Source organism: Plesiocystis pacifica SIR-1 (assembly GCF_000170895.1).
In the GTDB taxonomy this organism is placed as follows: Bacteria; Myxococcota_A; Polyangia; order Nannocystales; family Nannocystaceae; genus Plesiocystis; species Plesiocystis pacifica.
The window spans coordinates 39331-56253 of the sequence record NZ_ABCS01000051.1; the positions used below are offsets into that span (position 1 = coordinate 39331).

A 16923-nucleotide genomic window follows, 5' to 3' on the forward strand; every position below is an offset into this window, starting at 1 on the left:
TCTCCGAGCCCTCAGCGGGTCGGCCAGAGCAAGTCCTGTCCGCCCCTCTTCGTGGACGACGCCACGCCCTCCCTGCCCCACGTCCTCGACTCAGCGGCCTCGCTCAGGCGTAGCGAGCCATCATCGCCTTGGCCGCGTCCTCGTCCCAAAACCAGGGGTCGAAGACCTCGGCCTGACCGATCCCCTCGACGAACATCTTGGCGAAGCGGGGGTTTTGGCTGGCGAAGCCGAGCAGCTGTTGCTGAACGGGCCCGAGCGGACACAAGACCGTGTTGGTCAGCTTGTTGCTGAACTGGGCCCGCGCCCAGTAGGCCTCGAAGCTCTCGCGCATCCATGCCTCGGAAAACGCCGCGTCCCCGCGGGCCTGGATCGACTGGACAGCGTGAGCCGCCCACTTCGACGCGCTGTTGAGGCCCTGGGCCATGACCGGGTCGTTGACGATCACCGCGTCGCCGATGCCCATCACCACGGCGCCGCTCGGGAGCGCGCCGACGGGTTCGCGGACCTTGGGTTGGATCCGTCCACAGACCCACTCTCGCTCGGGCGTCAGGCTCGAGCGCTCGACGAGGGCGTGGATCTCGGCCTGGTGCTGCGCGAGCCAGGCCTTGGCCTGGTCGTATTGCTCGCCGACGTCGGCCTTGCGATCGAACATGTCCATCCCCTGGTCGGGGATGGCCTCGAACTGCACATAGTGGTGCTCCTCGCCCGAGCGGCTGAGGAAGGGCGACATGATCACCTCGCCGACGCCCGCGACGATGCTGTAGCGACTGACCTGCCGACCTTCGACCCCGTCGAGGCCAACCCGCATGTCGCAACCTCGGGTGTAGAACATCGCCACCTGGCGCTGGGGCTGATCGAACTCGCAGCGCGAAGGATCGGGGGCGAACAGTTCGGTGAACTGCCCCCGCCCAGCCGAGACCACGACCAAGTCGTGGCTCTGGGCCAAGCGCTCGAGCTCGTCGACTCCGCAGCGCCCGATCGCGACCTCTCCACCCTGATCGGCGAACAGCCGCAGCCAGCGGCCGAATTTGAGGCGCAGATCCATGCTCTGGGCAGGCTCCGAGAGCTCGGCTTCGATCCGCATGAGACGCTGGCCATCGGGCGCGAACACACTCATGTAGACCTCGTCGACGCGGGCGAGGGGGTTGACGCGCCACAGACACAGGTCGAGGGCCTGCTCGAGCAGAACCGAGGGACCAAACTGGATCGTGACCGGGCGTGGCCCGGCTTGTTCGAGCTCGCGCGCGGACTTGTCCGAGCACAGCGTGACCGAGTAGCCCGCACGGAGCAGGCCGAAGCCCAACTGCAGGCCGGCTTGGCCGGCACCAATGATTGCGATCTTCCGCATGTCGACCATGGTCTTGCGAGCGCCCGCGCATGTCCATGGGTCGCGCCTACGTGGTAATTTGCCGGCCATGGCGACCGAGCACACCAGAGCGGCCTGGTATGCGCAGATGTTTGAGGCGACCTCGAGCGCGATGTTTGTGTATTCGCTCGAAGGCCGGCTCGTCGACATCAACCCTGCGGCCTGCGCACTCCATGGTTGGTCCCGCGAGCAGATGCTCGACATGTCGCCGCACGACTTCATCGCGCCAGAGTCGATCGACGTGTTCGACGCATTTCGGGCGGCGCTCGCTCGTGGCGAAGAGTACTGGGGCGAGGCCCAGGGGCTGCGCGCCGACGGTGGGCGCTTCGACGTCGCGGTCTACGGGGTTGGAATCGAGCTCGACGGGGAGACCTACGCGTGCTCGAGCCTGACCGACATCACCGAGAAAGTCCGGCTGCGCGAGAAGCTCGCGGAGTCCCAGCGGATGGACGCGCTCGGGCGCCTCGCCGGGGGCATCGCCCACGACTTCAACAACATGCTGTCCGTGGTCATGTGCAGCGCCGAGCTCGGCCAGCTCGCCTCCGACCCGGCCGCGGTCGAGGCGGCGTTCGAGGACATCCTCGCGGCCGCGAGTCGAGCTCGAGATCTGACCACGCAGCTGCTCTCGTTCAGTCGCAGCCGGGCGATCCGCCGCCAGCTCGTCGATCTGCGCGAGCTCGCCGTCCGCGTGCTGCCCCTCATCGAGCGGCTGCTACCCAAGGCGATCACGATGAAGTCGGTGTTCGGGGACGAGCCTCTGCTCGTCGAGGGCGAGGCCTCGCCGCTCGAGCAGATCCTCGTCAACTTGGTGCTCAACGCCCGCGACGCGCTGCCCGAAGGCGGACACATCGCGGTCGAGATGCGCCGGCGCGCGCTCGAGGGCTGGGAGAGTCAACACGGGCTCTCCCCGGGCGCCTACGTCGAGGTCCTCGTCGAGGACGACGGGATCGGGATGGACGCGGCCACGCGCGCCCGGATCTTCGAGCCCTTCTTCACGACCAAAGGCTGCGGCGGGACCGGGCTCGGCCTCGCCAGCGCCTACGGCATCGTCAAGCAACACGGCGGCGAGATCGTGGTCTACAGCGAGCCCGGGTGCGGCACGAGCTTTCGCGTGTTCCTTCCCTGCCGCGACGAGTCGCAGGCGCTGTCCAAGCTCGAAGCCGAGCGCCCTCCGCCCGAGGCCGACTTCACCACGCTCGACGTGGTCATCGTCGACGACGACCCCCTCGTCGGGGGTGTCGTCACGCGCACGGTCGAGAGCCTCGGCGCCAACGCAGTCCTGGCCGAGGTCGCGAACGCGGCGGAGCTCGTCGGGCAGTCCGGCGCGACGCTGCTGATCACCGACGTGATCATGCCCGGTCAGACGGGGACCCAGCTCTACGCGAGCTTGCTGAAGGACTACCCCGAGCTGCGCGTGCTCTACCTGTCGGGCTACAGCGCCGAGCACTTGATGCGCGGCGGCTTGCTCGACGCCGACATCGAGGTGCTCTCGAAGCCCTTTTGCGCCAGCGAGCTCGCCGTCGCGATTTGCCGCGCGCTCGCCCACTGAGCTCTGTTTTGCCCCCACAGGCGTCTGGGACCGGGGGCGCTTCGTCGCTCCGCTCCTCCGCTTTGGCTTGGTGGGCAATGGAGTTCGTGCCTTTGAGGAGGCTCGTGGTCGCCCCCGCAAGCGGGGGCGTGGATTCGTTGACGGGCTCTGATAAGAAACTGACCACTCGGTAGTCAGCGAGGGCTCGCTTCATCCTTGGTAGGCCGAAGCCTCGCTTCGGTGATGGCTGATCTGATACGAAACTGACCGCTCGGTAGTCCGCGGGGGGCTGTTTCATCCTTGGTAGGCCGAAGCCTCGACTTCGGTGATGGCTGATAAGAAACTGACCGCTCGGTAGTCCGCGGGGGGCTGTTTCATCCTTGGTAGGCCGAAGCCTCGACTTCGGTGATGGCTGATCTGAGCCTTGGCTGGGCTAGCGGGGCCACCAGATCGCGCCGACGGTGAGCACTCGCTGGCGAGGGCCAGCTCGAACGCGGGCGCGAGCTCGAGGCAGCGGCTGAAGTAGGCCAGGGCGCCCTCGTCGCCCCAGTCCTCACAGCACACCGAGGATCTACTCTTGCTCGGCCAGCCAGCGCTCGGCGTCGATGGCCGCCATGCAGCCCGTGCCCGCGGCCGTGATCGCTTGGCGGTACATCTTGTCCGCCACGTCACCCGCCGCGTAGACGCCCTCGATGTTGGTCCGCGTGGTCCCGGGCTGGACAACCAGGTAGCCCGCGTCGTCCATGTCGAGCTGGCCCTTGAAGATCTGCGAGTTGGGCACGTGGCCGATGGCGAGGAAGAAGCCCTTGACGGCGATGTCCTCCACGGCGTCGTCGACGGTGCTCTTGACGCGCACGCCCTCGACGCTCTCGGCGCCCAGGACCTCGTCGACGACGCGGTTCCAGTGGACCTCGATCTTGTCGTTGTCGAGGGTCCGCTGCTGCATGATCTGGCTGGCGCGGAAGCTGTCCCGGCGGTGGATGAGGTGGACCTTCGTGCACATGCGCGTGAGGTACTGGGCCTCCTCCATGGCCGTGTCGCCGCCGCCGACGACCGCGACCTCCATGTCCTTGTAGAAGTGCCCGTCACAGGTCGCGCAGGCGGTGACGCCCTTGTTGCGCAGGCGCTGCTCGCTGGGCAGGCCGAGGTAGCGGGCGCTCGCGCCGGTCGAGATGATCAGCGCGTCGCAGGTGAACACCTCGCCGCCGTCGACGACGAGGCGGAAGGGTCGCTCGCCGAGGTGGGCCTCGACCGCCATGTCGTAGTGGACCTCGGTCCCGAAGCGCTCGGCCTGCTCGCGCAGCTCGTCCATCATGTCGGGGCCGGTCACGCCCTTGGGGTAGCCGGGGTAGTTCTCGACGTCCGTGGTGGTCATGAGCTGCCCGCCGGGCTCGTTGCCGGTGATCACCAGGGGCGAGAGGTTGGCTCGGGCGGCGTAGATGGCCGCGGTGTAGCCGGAGGGGCCGGAGCCGAGGATGATGACCTTGCGGTGTTGGGGCTCGCTCATGAGTCGGGAAGAATAGTCAGGGTGGGCGGAGGTGTCGACGCGCTCGCGGGCGCGTCGGGGGGTTGCGTCGGGCGGAACTTCGCGTGCCCGCGACGGATGTTTCACGGCTCTCCGTGGGGGATTGAAAACCGCGGTTGTGCGGCGTTTTCAGACCTCCAGACCCGATGTGGGCAGAATCACGGGGAACGCGCGTGGTCATTGGATCAGCCCTCGCTCCGGGGCCGACGGAGGCTCCCGGTGATCGATCCTCCGCGCGAGTGGCACGGATAGAGCGAGGCTGTCATGTCCATCTCCCCCCGCTCCCCCCGCGTCACCGTCCTCTCCCTCCTCGCCCTGGCCGCGGCCGGTCTGGTCACCGCTTGCGACCCCGGCCCGATCCACTCGGGCGAGCAAGAGGCCGGCGCGCTCGAGTACGAGGGTGAGCTCATCGACGCCCCCGACCCCGACCTCGAGCCCACGGACCAAAGCTGCGACCAGCTCGAGTACGGCATGGCCGCGCCCTGCCTCGACGGCGAGTCCATCGCCTTTTGCCAGTTCGACTGGGCCAACGACGACCTCGAGTTCAACTTTGGCGAGTGCATGCCCGCCGCCGAGGTCGAGTGTGTCCCCGGCGACACCCGCGAGATCGACGACTGGTGCGGGACGCTGATCTCGAGCTGCGTGCTCGTCGACAGCGGGCCCTTTTGGACCCAGACCTCCTGCGAGGACGAAGGCGGCGACACGCCCCTGGTGCTGCGCTTCGACGACGCGCCGATCACCATGATCGCCGCCGAGTCGACCCCGGCGGCGAGCTTCGACATCGCCATGGCCGACGACCACAGCAGCTGCATCTCCACGGACTGGCCCAGCGCCGACACGCCCTGGCTGGCGGTCGACCTCGACGGCAACGGCAGCATCGACGGCGGCCACGAGCTGTTCGGCTCGGGCACGGTGCTGCGCTCGGGCGCCCGGGCGAGCGACGGCTTCCTCGCCCTGGCCGAGTTCGACGGCAACGGCGACGGCCTCGTCGACGGCCGGGACCCCCGCTTCGGCGAGCTGCTGGTCTGGCGGGACCTCGACGCGGACCGCCGCTCGACGCCGGCCGAGCTCGAGCCCCTGAGCGCGGCGGGGGTCGACGCCCTGAGCGTGCGCCACGTCGACGCGCCGACCTGCGACGAGCGGGGCAACTGCGCGGTCGAGCGCTCGAGCTTCGGCCACGCCGGCGGCGTGGGCGAGCTGGTCGACCTGCACCTGAGCTGCCAGTGAGGCTCAGCTCGCCGACGACGGCAGCGGCGGAGGCGGGGCGTCCCAAAAGGTCGCCTCGATCTTGTGGCCGTCGGGATCGCGGATGAAGCAGCCGTAGTAGGGGTCGCCGTAGTCCGGGCGCGGACCCGGCGGCCCGTCGTCTCGACCGCCGAGCTCGATGGCCTTGGCGTGGAAGGCCTGGACCTGGGCCTTGCTGGTGGCGAAGAAGGCGACGTGGGCTCCGTTGCCGACGGTCGCCGGCTGGCCGTCGTAGGGGGCGTGGACCCAAAACTCCGGGAAGGCGCGGCCGTAGGCGACGACGCCGGGGTGCTCGAGCACGCGCCGGGCCCCGAGGGTGGCGAGCACCCCGTCGTAGAAGGCGCACGCGGACTCGAAGTCGTTGGTGCCCAGCGAGAGGTGGTTGATGATCGTGGGGACGTCTTGGTGGGTCATGAGGGTCTCGTCTCGATGCGCACGCAGATCTCGGTGCGCAGCTCGTGGAGGGGCACGGTCGCGGGGTCGTCGAGGTAGCGCTCGATGACGGGCTCGTTGGCCAGCTCGACGCCGCGAAAGGGCAGCGCGCGGCCGATCAAGCCGACGTAGGTCTCGAGGATGGACTCGAAGTCGCCCCGGTGGAGGGTGATGGCGTAGCGCCCCGCGGGCAGCTCGCGGAGCACGAAGGGCGGCCGACACAGCGCGCGGGCCCGGGCCGGCTCCATGACCATGCACGCGTCGTAGCGCAGCCGCTCGGCCGCCGTGATGTCGGGGTCGTCGTAGGCCAGGCCGACGCTGCCGAGCACGTGGGGCATCCAGCCCGCCTTCGCGGCGTGGGCCATGAGCTCGCCCCAGGTCTGCCCGCACTCGGAGTAAGACCCCGTGTGGCGCAGCCCGATGCAAGTCAGCGCAGGATCGTCGCGAAGCTCGACCCGCGGCACGCCGACCTCGACCTCGACCCGGGTCTGCTCCCGGTAGGCCCTGGGCGGCACGCCGAAGCGGTTGCGAAAGGCCCGGGTGAAGGCCTCGTGGCTGCCGTAGCCCGCTTCGAGCGCGACCTGGGTGACCGGGGCCTCCCCGAGCTTGAGCTGCATCGCCGCCCGCTCGAGCCGCAGGCGGCGGACGAAGCCCATCACCGACTCGCCCGTGAGCCCGCGGAACACCCGGTGAAAGTGGTGCAGCGAGAGCCCGGCGATGTCGGCGAGGGTCTCGGGATCCACGTCCTCGTCGAGGTGGGCCTGGACGTGGTCGACGACGCGGAGGATGCGTTGGCCCCAAGGGTCGCGCTTGGACATGGACCCAGCCTAGCGGGGACCTCGGCGCCCCGCTTGACCGTCCGTGCTCTCTAGCAGGCCCTGATCGAACGCCCCCCCCGGGGGCGACCACACGCCCCCTCGAAGGTACGAACGCCATTGCCCACCAGCCTGAGCGGAGGAGCGGACAGCGACGAGGCGTCCCCGGTTCGGGGCGCCTGTGGGGGCATGTCTAGAACCAGTCGCCGATCACGGCGCGCAGCAGCGCCTCGCGGTTCTTCGTGTCCGTCTTGGTGAAGATGTTGTGCATGTGCCACTTCACCGTCGACAGCTCGACGCCGAGCTCCTTGGCGATCTCGATGTTGAGCAGGCCGCCGTGGACGAACAGGCCGAGGACCTCGGCCTCGCGCGGCGTCAGCGAGTCCTTCTCGACGATCGCGTCGACGCGCAGCTGCAGCCGGGCCTGGCGCGAGTCGAAGTGGGGCGCGCGCTCGACCTCGTAGCCGAGGGCGTCGAGCAGGGTCATCACGCGATCGGCCTGCTCGTCGTCTTCGATCGACAGCTGGATGTGCGTGCGGGGTCCGAGGGTGAGCATCATCGCCGGCCTCCCTGGGGGGCTTGGGTGTGGGCTTGGGGGGGGTGGGATTGGGCGAGCTCGGCCTCGTAGTCCTCGGCGCAGGTGCAGCGCCGAAGCCCGCGGCTTCGCAGCTCTCGCTCGATCAGGGCGACGGCGCTGGGGCTGTAGACGTAGCCGAGCACCGTGCGCTGCTGGCCGCGGGCCTTGGTCAGGAAGGCGCGCGAGTGGGCGCGGCTGCCCTTGAGGCCCAAGTGCGCGATGAGCCGACCGACGCGCAGCGGGGTCATGTCGCACCAGCGCTCGGCGACCTGCGTGGGCGTCATCCAGCCGTGGGCGAGCTCCTCTTCGAAGTCGACCAGGCGCGCCCCGAGGGCGATCTCGCTGGCGACGACGCGGTGGGCGATGAGCTGATCGGCGTCGATGGTCCCGGCCCGCTCGAGGCGATCGAGCAGGCGCTCGAGCACCGCGGCCTCGAAGCAGCGCTGCTCGAACTCGAGGCGGTTGCCGGCGATGGTCACGGCGTCGATCGACAGCAGCGGCCGCTCGAGAGCCGTGGCCGCGCGCTCGTGGGCGTGGAACTCGGGGATGACCTGCTCGCGCAGGTGACGGGCGAAGCTGCGAGCGACGGCGCTGTCGAGGGCGCTGACGAGCTCGTAGACCGCGACCGCGCTGAGCAGCACGATCGGCCGGCGGCGGTGGTCCGGCGCGAGCACGACGTGGGCCCGATCGAGGCGCTCGAGCAGCTCGCGGCGATCGCCGTGCTCGAGGTAGTGGATCGCGCCGGCGGGGCAGCGCTCGTACCAGCGCTTGGCGAGGATCCCGAGCAGCTCGAGGGGCGTCGCAAAGCCGAGGATGCGCGCGAGCTCGCTGGCCATCCAGGTCGGCTCGTGGTTGCAGGCCACGGTGATCAGGCTCCAGCCCTCGAAGCAGCCGACCAGCTGCACCGCGAGCTCGCGCTCGCGCAGCATCGCGGCGCCGAGATCATGGTCGTCCTCAGCGCCCGGATCTCGAGGCGAGGGCTCCGGGGACGCCTGGACGTCCGTGGCCGTCCCCGCGTGGGGCTCGACGGAAGGCGGGGGCGTCGCTGGGACACTGGCCGCGGCGGCGGCGGCTTGGGCGGGGCTTGGCAATCGCAACAGCATGGCTATCAACCGTCATCAATATGTCGCCTCCCCCTGCTGACGGTCAGGGACCTCGCAGTCACGGCGTGATCACCTGAAGGGACGGTTACGCGAACCAACGAACCGTTCCGAACGGAGTCGATTACAGCGCCCAAGACGACGCCAGAGCCGTTTTTCTTCCGCGCTCGCCCCCCGCCCACGCCCCGGTTGGGGTTCTCGTCGCCGACGCAACCCCAGCGAACCACGCGCTTCGAGTGATCACATTCTCGCGTTGGGGAAATGCGATCACTTTGAGGGCGCGCCTCGACGCCGCGCGACGCGGCTGGCGATCCTCGGATCGCGCGCCCGAAGGCCCGCTGCGCGCCCGCGCTCCCTGGAAGCCTCGAGCACTGGTGACGCTGTCCGTGACGGCGCCCCCTCGACTGCGGCCGAGGGCCCTTTGCAACGCGGGCGCGCCCGCATCGATCCCCGCCGGGGGTCGACCCTGGAGTTCGGTGGCTCCATGCCCCCACGGGAAGCGCGCAGCACTCACGTCGGGACGTGAGCCAACCCTCGGTCCAGGCAATTCAGCGCCTGGGCCCCGCCTCGAGCCCACCGCCGACACGGGTCCCGGCCGCCCGCCAACCCAGCCCGAGCCCAACGCCCACAGCCCCCTGGCCCTTCTTTGGCCCGCCGGAGCCCTTCCCGGAGCCTCGCTTGACGCCGCTGGGGGAAGGGGTTAGGACTACCGCCCGCCAACGAGCACGCCCAGATAGCTCAGTCGGTAGAGCAGGGGACTGAAAATCCCCGTGTCGGCGGTTCGATTCCGTCTCTGGGCACCTAAACCCGCAGGAAAGCTTCCTGCGGGTTTTTCATTGGGGCAGCCCTCCATCGCTCTGCTGGCCGCTCGACCGCTCCAACGCCGAGCTCCGCGCCGTCTCCCCAGGGCTGAAGCTGTGACACCCGTGGGCTTGCGAGGGCGTGCGCTCGTGGCCGAAACTCAGCTCGCGCACGTTGAGCCGTTCTCGGGCCGCGAAGCGATCGAATCAGGCCGATGCAGACCGCCGAACAGACCCGATCTCCCCAGAGCTGCCGGGGCCACCTTCCGGACGGAGCGCTCCACTCACTCCCTCTCGACCGCGTGAGCATCCCGCAGGATATCCTGGATATCCGAGACAAAGAACGCTCCAACCCTCTGGAGTGGAAGGGACAGTTCTCGCCTCAACTCGTCGAGGCGATTCTGGGCTTCTACTCCGACGGAGCGACGACGGTACTCGACCCATTCGTTGGCAGCGGGACCGTTTTGCTCGAGACCGCGAGGCGGGGGCTGGTTCCCCTAGGGGTCGAGGTGAACCCGGCGGCCTATCATCTCGCGGCCTTCTATGAGCTGGTTCGAACCCCAGGTCCCGAACGCGACGCCATCCTCGGCACGGCCCGCGAGCTCGTGGCCCGCATGACTGGGACCCAAGGACCGCTGTTCGCCTCGGTTCAACACCCGTCATCGTCACCTGCGCACGTGCTCCGGAGCGCGTGGGCACGGGCCAAAGATGCGGAGCCTGGAGGAGGCTTGTCGCGCTACCTCGCTGCCCTGCTCGTCCTCTGTGACATCTCCAAGGGAGAGCTAAAGGTCGATCGCTTGCGCAAGGCGCACACCCATCTGTCCAGCCTCCTCAACACGCTCCCCTTCCGGCCGAACTGCGATGTTCGGGTGAGGCTCGGTGATGCGAGGGCGACTGGAGTCGAGAGCCGCTCCGTCGATCTCATCGTCACATCACCTCCGTACGTGAACGTCTACAACTACCACCAAAAATACCGCGGCTCGGTGGAGAGCATGGGCTGGGATGTACTCGCGGCTGCGCGCTCCGAGATTGGGTCCAACCGGAAACACCGCGGGAACCGGGTCCTCACGGTGATTCAATTCTGCATGGACATGGCGGACGTGTTCGCCGAGATGGAACGGGTCTTGAAGCCTGGGGGGTCCGCAGTCGTCGTCGTCGGTCGCGAGTCGATGGTCCGAAAGACCCGCTTCTTCAACGGGGAGATGCTCGCCGAAGTCGCCTCTACAGCCACGGGGCTGAAGCTATGCCTTCGTCAAGAGCGCGTGTTCCTGAACCGCTTCGGGCAGCATATCTACGAGGACATTCTCCACCTCTCCCGCCCCCGGCGCTCCAAGGTACTGCCGCGCGGCCGCCGACATGAGCACGCCCGTAGTGTTGCGAAGCGGGTCCTCGAAGATGCGCTTCGAAGCTGCCCTGATGAGAGTCGGGCAGACATTGGCAGCGCCTTGATACGGCTGGAGACGGTGCAACCATCACCGATGGCCGCCGAACATGATGAGTGAGATGGGAATGAGTCTTCCGAAGCTGCCGACGCCTCACGGAGAGAAGCTCGCCGCGCTCCGCGAGAATTCAAAGCTCCCCGAGGTTGACAGAGAGCGCGTCGACAAAGCCCGCAAGGTCTACGAGATGTGGCGCGAGAGCTGCCTCTGCGTTTCGGGGACACGAGAGCAAGTTATCCAGGCCCTCGTCGCCCAGCTCCAACAGTACAAGAGATACATCGATCTTGAGCTCATCTTCGACAGCCCCGCAGACTGGCTCTACCGACAAAAGGGGCAGACGAAACTCGACAACTCGATCATCGAAGAGTTTCTCCCAATCCTCGTCACCTCGGTGTTTGGCGAGGATTTGGCTGACGACATCTTCGAGCTCGGTCCAACGACCTGCTTCTCGAACCTGCGCTTTGAGTCCAGCATCGTCGAGCTGTCGAAGGGCGCTGGCGCAGCGGTGAAGTCGAAGGACCAAGACTTCGCAATCTCGCGCCCCGTATTCCTCAAGACATCGCACCATAAAGACTTCCGAAATGCGACCACCCATGAAACTCGCATCGCGTATGTCGCCGCCGAGTGCAAGACGAACCTCGACAAGACCATGTTTCAGGAGGCGGCGGCCACTGCCCAGGACGTGAAGACCGCCGTGCCAGGCGCCAAGTACTTTCTACTCTGCGAATGGCTCGACATGACGCCCATCTCGACCAGCGTGACTCCAATTGACGAGATACTGCTCATGCGCCGGGCAAAGCGGTTGCCCTCGAGCGCGAGGAAGTCGTTCTCAAAGGCCGCGGACCGCAAAGCTAACCGAGGGACTTTCATCGAGTACCTGGACGGCAACCCCTTCTCATCCAAGGTCTTTGAGCGCCTCCTGTCTCACATTGAACAAGTCGTCAGAGCGGACGGACTGGACACCAACAAGGCGCTCTCAGACGGGTTCTTCTGAGTCGTGGACGTGGGGCAGGGAGGGCGTGGCGTCGTCCACGACGGCTAAAGAAGACAGAGACTGTGAATCATTCACAGTCCTGATCTGGGCTCAGAACTTGTAGCCCACCCCGACCGCCGCCAGGCACATCTCGTCCAGGGTCCCCTCGCCCACGAACACGTCGATCGGCTCGGTCAACCCCAGCTCCGACAGCGCCGACACCACCCCCGGGTTGTCCAGGGTGTTGTCGTACTCGCAGCGCAGCCGCACGACGTCGCCGTTGGTGATCCGGTAGTCGTCCTCGATGGGCTGGTCGTAGGTGTAAAAGCGCTGCCAGTTGAAGTCCCAGCTGGGCGTGTGCACGAGGCAGTGGTCCTCGCCCTGGCCGTCTTCAACCCACACGCGCATGTCCACGCCGACCTTGTGCATGTGCGCGGCCACGGTCCACACGCGCACGTCGAGGATGGCGGGGATGCCCTGGCCGTTGACCTCCACGGGCCACTCGTACTCCTCGACGTGGCCTTCGGCGTAGGGCGGGATGTGCAGCAAGCCGGTGAGCGGATCGCCGATGCCGGGGGCGCCGATGAGCGCGAACAAGGCGGTGTACTCCGGGGCCTGATCGGTCCAGCGCAGGGCCAGGCCGGTGTTCATGTCGGTCTCTGGGCCCGCGCCGGTGGCGTGGTAGTGGACGTTGTAGACGATGCGCGCGCCCGCGGGCAGGGGCACGGCGACGCCGTCTGGGGTCTCGATGGGCAAGCTGCCGGGGACCCAGGCGCCGACCAAGGGCGCGCTGCCGCTGAGCCCCGAGCCGCCGCCGCAGTCGTACTTGACCCCGCCCTCCCAGCTGGCCGACTCGGCGCTCTCGTCGACGTACATGAGCACGTGGTGGAGCACCTTGCGATTGCCGGGCACGACCTGCAGGCCGTCGAGGTAGACCTCCTCGTCGTTGCCGGGGTCGAAGCTCAAGCAGTGGGTGAAGTCGAGCACGTTGCCCTGGGCCTCGACCTCCACGGGCGTCGGGTTGAGCACCGTCGTGGTCGGGTTGGCGAGCTCGAGCAGGGGCGGCTCGGGCAAGGGCGCGGCGAGCTCGGGGTCCCCCTCGGGCGCGCCGAGCTCGGACCAGTCGCGGAGCATGGTGATCTGTTCGTCGCTCAGGCGCGGGTCGTGGCGGTAGGGGGCGACGGGCTCGCACTCGTCGGTCTCGGCGGCGTGCCACGGCGGCATGCGCCGGTCCTCGACGGCGTCGGCCATGAGCCCGGCCCAGGGCGAGGCGCTGGCGTAGTCCTCGAGGGAAAAGGGCGCGATGCCGCCAGCCAGGTGACAGCCGCCGCAGGCCTCGGCCACCAAGGGCGCGACGTCCTGGTGCCAGTTCGGGCGCAGGTCTTCGCCGCCCTCGTCCTCGCTCTGATCCGCGGCGTCGTCGGTGCCGTCCTCGTCCTCGCCGACCTCGTCCTGCCCGTCGCCGTCACCATCCCCGTCGGGCGGACTCGTGCACGCCACGGCCAGGCTCGCGCTGGCGAGGGCGAGAGCGACATGGGCGAGGCGAAGCTTCGAGGCACGCAGGTTCATGGCGCTCAGTGTAAACCAACCGCCAAAGCACCTCAGAGCGTCGGCCAGAACAAGTCCTGTCCGTCCCTCTGTCTATTTTCGCCGTCGTGGACGACGCCACGCCCTCCCTGCCCCACGTCCACGACTCAGACCGTCGTGGACGACGCCACGCCCTCCCTGCCCCACGTCCACGACTCAGACCGTCGTGAATGGCGCCATGCAAGCCAGAGTGCCCCCAATCCCCAGCTCCCCGTGGGGATAGACTACGCCCCCGCGAGCGGGGGCGACCACATGCCTTCTCGAAGGCACGAACCCCATTGCCCACCAAGCCAAAGCGGAGGAGCGCAGCGACGAAGCGCCCCCGGTCCCCCGATGCCTGTGGGGGCAAAGCAGAGACTCAGCGCAGGCGGTAGACCAGGTTCTTGGTCCCCGCCGCCTGCCCCAGCGCCTTTGCCAGCGGCTCGAGCCCCCGGGTCGCCACGAACTTGCGGTCCTTGAACACCTTGAAGGGGAAGCGCTCGCGGGTGTGGTTGTAGCGGGCCCGCTCGCTGTCCTGGATGTTCGCGGACAGCAGGTCCTCGAGGGGATCGTTGCTGCGCTCCTCCCGGACGTCGCGGGCGGCGATGTCGGTCTGGAAGGTGACGAGCAGCTCAGGCTTGCCGGTGTTGCCCGCGGGGCTGTCGAGCCACCGGCGCCAGGCGTGGGCCAGGCGGCTGTTGCCCTTTTGGGGCTCGGCCGGGACCACGCGCAGGCCGTCGGGGGTGGTCAGGGCGAACACGGCCGGGCCGACCACGCCGCGCTGGACCCGGTCGACGCTCACGCCCTCGATGTCGTGCATGTGGATGAACAGGTGCTCGGCGTCGAAGCTGGCGTTGCGGTAGACCGTCGCGTGGAAGGCCTGGTTGGCCTCGGCGCTCTCGCCGTCGGCGTCGAGGTCGATGACCTTGCGCCGCCAGGTCGAGGACACCTGGGTCAGCTCGATGGTGATGCGGATGTACACGCCGGTCGCGTCGAGCTTGGTCAGGTCGATGCGGAACTCGGCCGTGCCCGTGCTCGGATCGTGGCGGCGCAGCTGGACGCGGTGCTCGTCGAGGGGCGCGTAGGGCTGGTCCTTGATCGCCTCGAGGTAGCGGCGCTTGACGAGCATGCGCGCGTAGACCTCGGCCTCGTCCTGCTTGGCCTCGTAGTGGGCCAGGTCGCTCATGCGCGAGAGGGAGCCCTCGGCGAGCTCGTGGTCCGTGACCACGCGGGTGAAGCTCGCCATGTTCGGCAGCCCGGCCCGGGAGTCGACGTAGACCTGGGTGTACTGCTCGGCCTCCATCGACCGCTTCATCGTGTCCATGCTGCCCTGGAGGCGGCGACGGTCGGGGAAGGTGTTGTTGAGCCGGGCGGTGCGCATGGCCCGGTTCAGGAGGTCGAGGTAAGTCGGAACGATCGGGCCGTGCAAGGACTGCGTGTGCAGCGTGACGAGCTCGTTCATGGCCGGATCATACCAACGTCGCGCCCGCCGCCGGAGCCCCGAAAAGCTCGGAAAAGCAACGCCCTGGGCTGGCCTCCCGGGCCGATCGGGTCCACACTCCGCCGCCATGGCCTACGAGCTCAGTCCCAAGCAGCGCAAGTTCCTCAGCGGGATGGCGCACTCGCTCTCGCCCGTGGTCCAAGTCGGCGCCGCCGGCCTGACCGAGTCGGTGTTCGCCGCGGTCTCCGAGGCCCTGCGCCGCCACGAGCTCATCAAGGTCAAGCTGCCCAAGGTCGACAGCGCGGCGGAGCGCCACGCGCTCTACGACACCCTGATCGAGGGCAGCGAGGCCCTGCGCGTGGCCCTGCTCGGGCGCGTGGCGGTGATCTACAAGCCCCGCGGCAAGGACCTCCCGGACAAGCCGCGCATCCAGCTCCCCTGAGCCTCCCGAACCCGAAGGAGTCAGACCGTGGCCTTCCGCAGCGCCCTGATCACCGGAGCCTCGAGCGGCATCGGAGCCGCCATCGCCCACACGCTCGCCGCCGAGGGCAGCTCCGTCGTGCTCGCGGCCCGGCGCGAGGACAAGCTCGCCGAGGTCGCCGAGTCCATCGCCAAGGCCCACGGCGCCGACAAGGTCCGCGTCCAGGTCCTCGACGTCAGCGACCCCGAGCGCACCGAGGCGACCGTCCGCGAGCTCGACGGCGAGCTGGCCTTCGACCTGGTCATCGCCAACGCCGGCGTCAGCAAGAGCACCCCGGGCCCCAAGCTGAGCTGGAAGGCCGTGGAGACGGTCGTGTCCGTCAACGTGTGCGGGGCCGTGGCCACGCTCACCGGCGCGCTCCCGGGCATGGTCGAGCGCGGGGCCGGGCACCTCGTGGGCGTGTCGAGCGTGGCCAAGTACCGCGGGCTGCCGAGCAGCGCGGCCTACTGCGCGTCCAAGGCCTTCCTGAGCACCTTCCTCGAGAGCCTGCGCGTCGACCTGCACCACGCGGGGATCCGCGTCACCGACATCCGGCCCGGCTTCGTGGAGACCGAGATGACCGCCGGCATCCCCAACAAGCCCTTCGAGGTCACGGCCGCGGACGCGGCTCAGCGCGTGGTTCGAGCCATCCACCGCGGCCGCGGCGTGTTCATCTTCCCCGTGCCCATGACCGTGTTCGGCCCGATCATGGGCGCGATGCCCTCGGCCCTGCTCGAGCCGATGATGCGCCAGACCAAGAAGTAGCGGACCCGCTCGGACGGCTAGCGCTCGACCGCCGCCAGCTCGGCGTCGATCTCGGCCTGGACCGCCTCGATCTCCCCGCGCATCAGCAGGACCGTCGACTTCATCCGCTCGACGTTCATCTCGAGCACGAGCTTGATCTCCTTGACCTCGTAGTGCTCGTCCTTGATGTGCTCCTCGACGCGGTCGAGCAGCTGCTTGCGCTGGGGCGAGAGGCCGTGCTCCGCCTCCTCGTCCTCGACGAGCTCGGCGAGCTGGAGGTCCGTGGCCGCGGTCTTGCCGACCTGCTTCATGAACTGGTCGTTGTAGACCGACTCGATCTCGGCGACCTGCTTCTCGATGAGCCGCGCGTTGTTGTAGATCTCGCCGATCTTCACAGCCAGCTCCTTGTTCTGGAAGATGCGCACGCCGTTGGCGAGGTACATCTGCCAGACCTCGTAGCGGTAAAAGGGCGTGAGCACCACGGGCGTGAAGTCGAAGTTGGCGTCGGGCTGCTCGTGGTGGTGGAGGAAGGTCGAGTAGAGCTCGTGGCACTTGGCCCTGCCCGCCTCGTCGAGGCCGCCCTCGACCGTGAACTCCGAGTGGAGGCAGTGGACGATGTCCTCGTCCTCGTGGAGCTCCTTGAAGTAAGCGTCGAAGGTGTCGCGCATGCCCCCGATCTCGGGCGGATCCTGGTCGACGGTGATCGGGCCCAGATCCTTGACGATCGAGGACTCCTGCTCGAGGTTGGTCGTCAGCTCGCGCTTGAAGTCCTTGAGCATCGACACGTACTCGTCGCGCTCGGCCCGCTTGTCTTGCAGGCCCTGGACCGCCGTCGCGGCGTAGAGGCCGACGAAGATGAGGACGAAGTCGACGGCCTTGTCGACCAGGAATTCACGATTCACGCCCTCGTCG

Annotated in this window: 15 protein-coding genes and 1 tRNA gene; 7 read left to right on the forward strand and 9 right to left on the reverse strand. The window is 68.2% G+C overall.

Going from position 1 to position 16923, the window contains the following annotated elements; all coding sequences use genetic code 11:
• Window positions 1-103 precede the first annotated feature (103 nt).
• Window positions 104-1348: a styrene monooxygenase/indole monooxygenase family protein gene (locus PPSIR1_RS43625; protein ID WP_157595899.1), complete on the reverse strand. Its 1245-nt coding sequence runs from the start codon at window positions 1346-1348 to the stop codon at window positions 104-106.
• 67 nt (window positions 1349-1415) lie between these two features.
• On the opposite strand from PPSIR1_RS43625, the gene PPSIR1_RS23715 reads away from it, so the two are divergent.
• Complete coding sequence (locus PPSIR1_RS23715) at window positions 1416-2915, forward strand: hybrid sensor histidine kinase/response regulator (RefSeq protein WP_269744729.1); 1500 nt, start codon at window positions 1416-1418, stop codon at window positions 2913-2915.
• Window positions 2916-3465: 550 nt separating this feature from the next.
• On the opposite strand, the gene trxB is transcribed toward PPSIR1_RS23715, so the two are convergent.
• Complete coding sequence (trxB, locus tag PPSIR1_RS23720) at window positions 3466-4401, reverse strand: thioredoxin-disulfide reductase (RefSeq protein ID WP_006973705.1); 936 nt, start codon at window positions 4399-4401, stop codon at window positions 3466-3468.
• Between the two features lie 282 nt (window positions 4402-4683).
• Between trxB and PPSIR1_RS43630 the strand changes: the two genes are divergently transcribed.
• Entirely contained in the window at window positions 4684-5646 is a 963-nt protein-coding gene (locus tag PPSIR1_RS43630; RefSeq protein ID WP_006973706.1) for a hypothetical protein, read from the forward strand.
• Window positions 5647-5649: 3 nt separating this feature from the next.
• Here the strand turns inward: PPSIR1_RS43630 and PPSIR1_RS23730 are convergent, their stop codons facing one another.
• The 4 genes from PPSIR1_RS23730 to PPSIR1_RS23745 all read right to left on the reverse strand — a co-directional run bounded on the left by PPSIR1_RS23730 (window position 5650) and on the right by PPSIR1_RS23745 (window position 8591).
• Complete coding sequence (locus PPSIR1_RS23730; protein ID WP_006973707.1) at window positions 5650-6078, reverse strand: VOC family protein; 429 nt, start codon at window positions 6076-6078, stop codon at window positions 5650-5652.
• The gene (locus PPSIR1_RS23735; protein WP_006973708.1) at window positions 6075-6914 is read right to left on the reverse strand and encodes an AraC family transcriptional regulator; all 840 of its coding nucleotides are present in this window, start codon (window positions 6912-6914) and stop codon (window positions 6075-6077) included. Before PPSIR1_RS23735 ends, PPSIR1_RS23730 begins: the two co-directional genes overlap by 4 nt.
• Before the next feature lie 190 nt (window positions 6915-7104).
• Window positions 7105-7470, reverse strand: a complete 366-nt coding sequence (locus PPSIR1_RS23740) for a helix-turn-helix domain-containing protein (protein WP_086001643.1) — start codon at window positions 7468-7470, stop codon at window positions 7105-7107.
• Window positions 7467-8591 (reverse strand): hypothetical protein, encoded by a 1125-nt coding sequence (locus PPSIR1_RS23745; protein ID WP_157595900.1) that lies wholly within the window; start codon window positions 8589-8591, stop codon window positions 7467-7469. The genes PPSIR1_RS23740 and PPSIR1_RS23745 overlap by 4 nt, the downstream gene beginning before the upstream one ends.
• A 724-nt stretch (window positions 8592-9315) precedes the next feature.
• Between PPSIR1_RS23745 and PPSIR1_RS23750 the strand changes: the two genes are divergently transcribed.
• From PPSIR1_RS23750 to PPSIR1_RS23760, 3 genes are all read left to right on the forward strand, one after another.
• Window positions 9316-9388 (forward strand) — tRNA-Phe (locus PPSIR1_RS23750).
• Window positions 9389-9603: 215 nt separating this feature from the next.
• Window positions 9604-10890, forward strand: coding sequence for a DNA methyltransferase (locus PPSIR1_RS23755; RefSeq protein WP_086001644.1), 1287 nt, complete (start codon window positions 9604-9606; stop codon window positions 10888-10890).
• The gene (locus tag PPSIR1_RS23760) at window positions 10880-11821 is read left to right on the forward strand and encodes a Bpu10I family restriction endonuclease (RefSeq protein WP_006973712.1); all 942 of its coding nucleotides are present in this window, start codon (window positions 10880-10882) and stop codon (window positions 11819-11821) included. The genes PPSIR1_RS23755 and PPSIR1_RS23760 overlap by 11 nt, the downstream gene beginning before the upstream one ends.
• 90 nt (window positions 11822-11911) lie before the next feature.
• Here PPSIR1_RS23760 and PPSIR1_RS23765 read toward each other — a convergent pair whose 3' ends face one another.
• Window positions 11912-13369, reverse strand: coding sequence for a hypothetical protein (locus PPSIR1_RS23765; protein ID WP_006973713.1), 1458 nt, complete (start codon window positions 13367-13369; stop codon window positions 11912-11914).
• A gap of 376 nt (window positions 13370-13745) precedes the next feature.
• Window positions 13746-14828, reverse strand: a complete 1083-nt coding sequence (locus PPSIR1_RS23770) for a hypothetical protein (protein WP_006973714.1) — start codon at window positions 14826-14828, stop codon at window positions 13746-13748.
• A 106-nt stretch (window positions 14829-14934) separates the two neighbouring features.
• On the opposite strand from PPSIR1_RS23770, the gene PPSIR1_RS23775 reads away from it, so the two are divergent.
• Both PPSIR1_RS23775 and PPSIR1_RS23780 read left to right on the forward strand, forming a co-directional pair.
• On the forward strand, window positions 14935-15249 hold the full coding sequence (locus PPSIR1_RS23775; protein WP_006973715.1) for a YhbY family RNA-binding protein: 315 nt from the start codon (window positions 14935-14937) through the stop codon (window positions 15247-15249).
• A 27-nt stretch (window positions 15250-15276) separates the two neighbouring features.
• A complete protein-coding gene (locus PPSIR1_RS23780; protein WP_006973716.1) occupies window positions 15277-16032 on the forward strand; it encodes an SDR family NAD(P)-dependent oxidoreductase in 756 nt (251 codons plus the stop codon).
• A 17-nt stretch (window positions 16033-16049) separates the two neighbouring features.
• Here PPSIR1_RS23780 and PPSIR1_RS23785 read toward each other — a convergent pair whose 3' ends face one another.
• On the reverse strand, window positions 16050-16913 hold the full coding sequence (locus PPSIR1_RS23785) for a hypothetical protein (RefSeq protein ID WP_006973717.1): 864 nt from the start codon (window positions 16911-16913) through the stop codon (window positions 16050-16052).
• Window positions 16914-16923: the final 10 nt, after the last annotated feature.

What these genes read in the sequence shown, in the direction of transcription:
- PPSIR1_RS23775 (WP_006973715.1), top strand. Translation starts at nt 14,935, where the DNA reads ATGGCCTACGAGCTCAGTCCCAAGCAGCGCAAGTTCCTCAGCGGGATG.
- trxB (WP_006973705.1), bottom strand. Translation starts at nt 4,401, where the DNA reads ATGAGCGAGCCCCAACACCGCAAGGTCATCATCCTCGGCTCCGGCCCC.
- PPSIR1_RS23745 (WP_157595900.1), bottom strand. Translation starts at nt 8,591, where the DNA reads ATGCTGTTGCGATTGCCAAGCCCCGCCCAAGCCGCCGCCGCCGCGGCC.
- PPSIR1_RS43625 (WP_157595899.1), bottom strand. Translation starts at nt 1,348, where the DNA reads ATGCGGAAGATCGCAATCATTGGTGCCGGCCAAGCCGGCCTGCAGTTG.
- PPSIR1_RS43630 (WP_006973706.1), top strand. Translation starts at nt 4,684, where the DNA reads ATGTCCATCTCCCCCCGCTCCCCCCGCGTCACCGTCCTCTCCCTCCTC.
- PPSIR1_RS23765 (WP_006973713.1), bottom strand. Translation starts at nt 13,369, where the DNA reads ATGAACCTGCGTGCCTCGAAGCTTCGCCTCGCCCATGTCGCTCTCGCC.
- PPSIR1_RS23715 (WP_269744729.1), top strand. Translation starts at nt 1,416, where the DNA reads ATGGCGACCGAGCACACCAGAGCGGCCTGGTATGCGCAGATGTTTGAG.
- PPSIR1_RS23760 (WP_006973712.1), top strand. Translation starts at nt 10,880, where the DNA reads ATGATGAGTGAGATGGGAATGAGTCTTCCGAAGCTGCCGACGCCTCAC.
- PPSIR1_RS23740 (WP_086001643.1), bottom strand. Translation starts at nt 7,470, where the DNA reads ATGATGCTCACCCTCGGACCCCGCACGCACATCCAGCTGTCGATCGAA.
- PPSIR1_RS23770 (WP_006973714.1), bottom strand. Translation starts at nt 14,828, where the DNA reads ATGAACGAGCTCGTCACGCTGCACACGCAGTCCTTGCACGGCCCGATC.
- PPSIR1_RS23735 (WP_006973708.1), bottom strand. Translation starts at nt 6,914, where the DNA reads ATGTCCAAGCGCGACCCTTGGGGCCAACGCATCCTCCGCGTCGTCGAC.
- PPSIR1_RS23755 (WP_086001644.1), top strand. Translation starts at nt 9,604, where the DNA reads ATGCAGACCGCCGAACAGACCCGATCTCCCCAGAGCTGCCGGGGCCAC.
- PPSIR1_RS23730 (WP_006973707.1), bottom strand. Translation starts at nt 6,078, where the DNA reads ATGACCCACCAAGACGTCCCCACGATCATCAACCACCTCTCGCTGGGC.